This window comes from Rhizobium sp. PDO1-076, assembly GCF_000247475.1.
Classification (GTDB): domain Bacteria; phylum Pseudomonadota; class Alphaproteobacteria; order Rhizobiales; family Rhizobiaceae; genus Allorhizobium.
In genome coordinates, this window is sequence record NZ_AHZC01000163.1 from 1 (window position 1) to 3823 (window position 3823).

At 57.7% G+C, this 3823-nt stretch carries 2 protein-coding genes and 2 pseudogenes; 2 read left to right on the forward strand and 2 right to left on the reverse strand.

The features are described 5' to 3' along the window. Nucleotides 1-716, reverse strand: a pseudogene (locus tag PDO_RS10845) (cell division protein ZapB); the annotation flags it as partial. A 14-nt stretch (nt 717-730) separates the two neighbouring features. On the opposite strand from PDO_RS10845, the pseudogene PDO_RS10850 reads away from it, so the two are divergent. Continuing rightward, nucleotides 731-1880 (forward strand): annotated as a pseudogene (locus tag PDO_RS10850) (RHE_PE00001 family protein). Between the two features lie 188 nt (nt 1881-2068). Beyond that, complete coding sequence (locus tag PDO_RS10855) at nt 2069-3310, forward strand: hypothetical protein (protein WP_007601766.1); 1242 nt, start codon at nt 2069-2071, stop codon at nt 3308-3310. Nucleotides 3311-3484: 174 nt separating this feature from the next. On the opposite strand, the gene PDO_RS28780 is transcribed toward PDO_RS10855, so the two are convergent. Next, the coding region (locus PDO_RS28780) for a hypothetical protein (protein WP_007601770.1) at nt 3485-3823 on the reverse strand (339 nt) is incomplete at its 5' end.

The following is a 3823-nucleotide window of genomic DNA, read 5'->3' on the forward strand; positions in this document are numbered from 1 at the left end:
CCAGCATGCAGCACGGCGGCATCCTCGGCATGAAAGCCATCCAGTCGCTCCGTCAAAAACCGGATGACCTGGCGTTTGGAAATCTCGACACCGACATCGTTGAGCAGGGTCGTCAATCGCTGCGTCGTGACCTGCCCATGGGCGTGAAGCATCAGGCAGAAGCGCCGCAGATTGGACCCAAAGCCACCTTGGGTTCCTGCTGGCAGCGGCGCAATGATCGTGTCTCCGTCCGGTGTCACCCAGCATTCGCGGCGATAGCGCACCACCTCGACCCGCATGACCAGATCCCGCACGACGCAATCCTTGTAGCCCTTGAAGCGCGATCCAGGTGGAACGCTGGCAGGCAGCACCTCTTCGCCGGTAACCTTGCCCGTGTCGCCTTTCGGCCCGCGTCGCCGCGCAGGCTTCTCTTTGCCAGCAACCGCTTTGTCACTGGTTGCCTGTTCCATGCCCGACGGCCTGAAGGGTGGCCGTGGCGGCAGGTTCTTCAGCCGCGCAATCTCGTCGCGAAGGAGCTGGTTGTCGACCTTCAGCCGGGTGTTCTCGATCCTGAGCTGGGCGTTTTCGTCACGAAGCTTTTGGTTTTCGGCCCCGAGCGCCTCAATCCGGATGTCTGCCCGATCAGCCCGCTCTACCAGACCAGTCACCAACTCCCGCAGCGCCTTCAGCGAAAGCGTGTCGGCATGCTCGATCATGGGAAGGCGGCGCTTCGTCATGAAAGAAGAATCTCATGATTTGCAGAAAACAGGAATCCCTCCTGCCACCAGATTTGCTCCGGTTACTGCTACGTCCGATTTCGGATGCGGGTTCGGCATTATCGCGCCTGGACGAGCGCATCACCCGTTCGCCAGTCGAGGAAGGCTGGATTGAACGCGCGCACTTCACCGACGCCTGCGCCTCGCTGTGGATCGACGGCGAGCTGGTGCATCTCGAGGACATCGTCCTGCATGATGCCACGCGAGATATTCGCACACCCACCCATGAGCTGACAATCGCCCGCGACGTCCTGCGCACCCGCCGGCGTATCACCACACAGCTACCCGGTTGGGCACTGTCGCCCGATGGCATTCAGACGCTGCGAAAGACCGCAGAGATCACGTCGGGCGAGGGGGCGACCGCCGATGCCATCCGGCGCGCGGTCGCGGTCGCGGCTGATGCGGATGGGGAGAGGGAGGGTGGTGACGACGCCGAGAATCTTCCCGGCGTTGACTATGCCGCCATCGACGCGATGCTCGCCCGATCGGACGCGGCGATCGAGAATGCAACACGGCCTAGCCGCGCTGGCGGCAGCCGGGACGCCGAAAGGGATCCACTGGTCTATGACCTCGACTGGGACGAGGATTCCAGGCTCGACGAATGGCGTGGCGTGTTGCGACAGGCGGAAAATTTGCCGGCGGTGCTGCAGGCGATCGTCGCCCTCGATGCCTGGAACGCTTGCCGTCCTCCAGCACGCGCCCTGGCTCGGCCGGCTGTTGGTCGCGTCGATCCTGCGCCAGGCCGGCGTCACCACCGGCGCCCACCTCGCCGCCATCAATCTCGGCCTGAAAACCATTCCCGTCGATCGGCGCAGGCATCGCGATCGGGAAACCCGGCTGCTGGCCATCGCCCACGGATTTTTGGCGGCCGCCGAGATCGGGCTGAAGGAGCACGATCGTCTGGCGCTCGCCCGAAAAATGATGGAGCAGAAGCTGGACGGACGCCGGACGTCTTCAAAACTGCCGGAGCTGGTCGAGCTGGTGATGGCGAAGCCACTGGTGTCGGCCGGGATGGTGGCCAAGGCGCTCGACGTCACGCCGCAGGCGGCGCGGCGGATTGTTTTGGAGCTGGGGTTGAGAGAGATGACCGGGAGGGGGAGGTTTCGGGCGTGGGGGGTGATCTGAAGGGCACAACGGCCGCGGGATCGCAAGGTTCACGCGCGTTTGGGCGTATAAGGTGCGTTGCCAATAACACAGCTTTTGAAAACCGTGTGTACTTGCGAATCAGGTCTTGTCTGCGTGGCGCAGATTCGCAATGGTTACCTTGACAACAAGGGTCTGATTATGCGCCAATCCGTCATTGCCAGAGCATCATGACTGCCGAGATCGCGATTCTCAATCGCACCGCTGTCGCGCTCGCAGCCGATAGCGTCGTGACGCTCAGTGACGGGCGACGCCATAAGACCTACGATTCCGCGGAGAAGATATTTGAGTTCTCGCGATTTCAGCCGATTGCTTTGATGATCTATAACAATGCGCAATTCATGAATGCGCCGTTTGAGATCATTATAAGAGAATATCGTGAAAAGCTAACGTCCAACACCTTCAAGCAACTGGTTCAAGTCTGGCCCGAGTTTGAGAAATATCTCCTGGGCTTTAAGAGGAGCGAAGAAGACGAACTTGATCATTTTCGAGGGATGGTTCTCGCGGAGGTCAAGGAGATTCGCTCGAAAGTCATGACGCATGTTTTTGCGTCGATTGGGCGCCGCAAACGGTCGGCGATTGAGTCAGTTCCGGATTTCGTCATACGGCAGTGCAAAAAGAGAAAGTCCGAAGCTGAACTATCGCCACTAAAGGACTTCCTCGGGAAGGTAACACTTGAGGAGTTCAACAAAATATACAGAGCTGCCGTCATCGACGTTGCAAATGGGATAAAGCTCGAGATGTCCGCGGAGATCGAGGACGCGTTGTGCGAAATGATGTTTGCGGTTGTCAAATCTGAGCAGAGATCGGGTGCTTTCACAGGCCTAGTTTTCACCGGATTCGGATCGGATGAAATATTTCCAACCCTTTGCTCGGTTGAGATTGATGGTGTTTACTTCAGTCAGTTTCGAATTTTATCGACCAACCTGATCGACATCGACCGGCGCGGCGAGACCGCAGCGATCGTACCTTTCGCTCAACAGGATATGCCCGAGCGCTTCATGTTGGGTATCGATGGCGAGTTCGAAGGCGCGATGGAGAAAATCTGCCTGGATATGGTTGGCCAGCTAGTTGACCAAAATAAGCGTGCATTCCGCAACGGGAAAGCAGAGCTTGTCAAAGCGGCGGCAGCGGAAGAGTTCAAGGCTGGCCTCGAACGCCTGAAAAAGAAGAACTCCGACGATCTCCTATCTGTGGTCAATCATCTGTCCAAAAAGGAACTCGGGGAAGTGGCGTACTCTCTCGTGGAACTCACATCGCGCAAGCGCCGTTATTCAAACGACCTGGAAACCGTTGGTGGCCCGATAGATGTCGCCATTTTGACGAAAAATGAGGGCTTCATCTGGGTGCGCCGTAAACATTATTTCGATATAGCCCTCAATCCACGATATGATCCTAAGCGCATAAGATGAGGAATTGACAGATGGACAATCACCGAATCCGACGCTCAATCAATCAGCCGCAGACCGAAGACGATGACCTGCGTTCCTACATCGAGGGCGACTCGACGGAGGAAATCGTGCGCCAGGTGAACGACGCATTTGCACTTCGTTTGTCGGAGATCCTTAAGAAGGGTCGAACGACTCCTAGGCGGTCAGGAGATTCCGAGGGCGGAAAACGCCTATGATGTTGGTTTCCGATCGCACTGCAATCTGTGTGTGCGTTTTTTCGTAAAACCCGCCACCTGGATAAACGTTTTCGCCCTCTACGAATAGCCCGCGGACCGTGTCGAATGGCTGAATCAGAGGCAATGAGCCGCTCTCTTTGGCTTGGCGAACCTCGTCTTCGATGTTCTCATGCAGATGCCGGATTACGGCGCAGTCGAGATATCGAAGTAGCTTATCCCCCTCCTTCGAGCCTTTGACGTCCTTGTTGACTGGCAGAGCAAGACCCGCCTTTACACGCGCCGCCTCAAAGCTCCGATA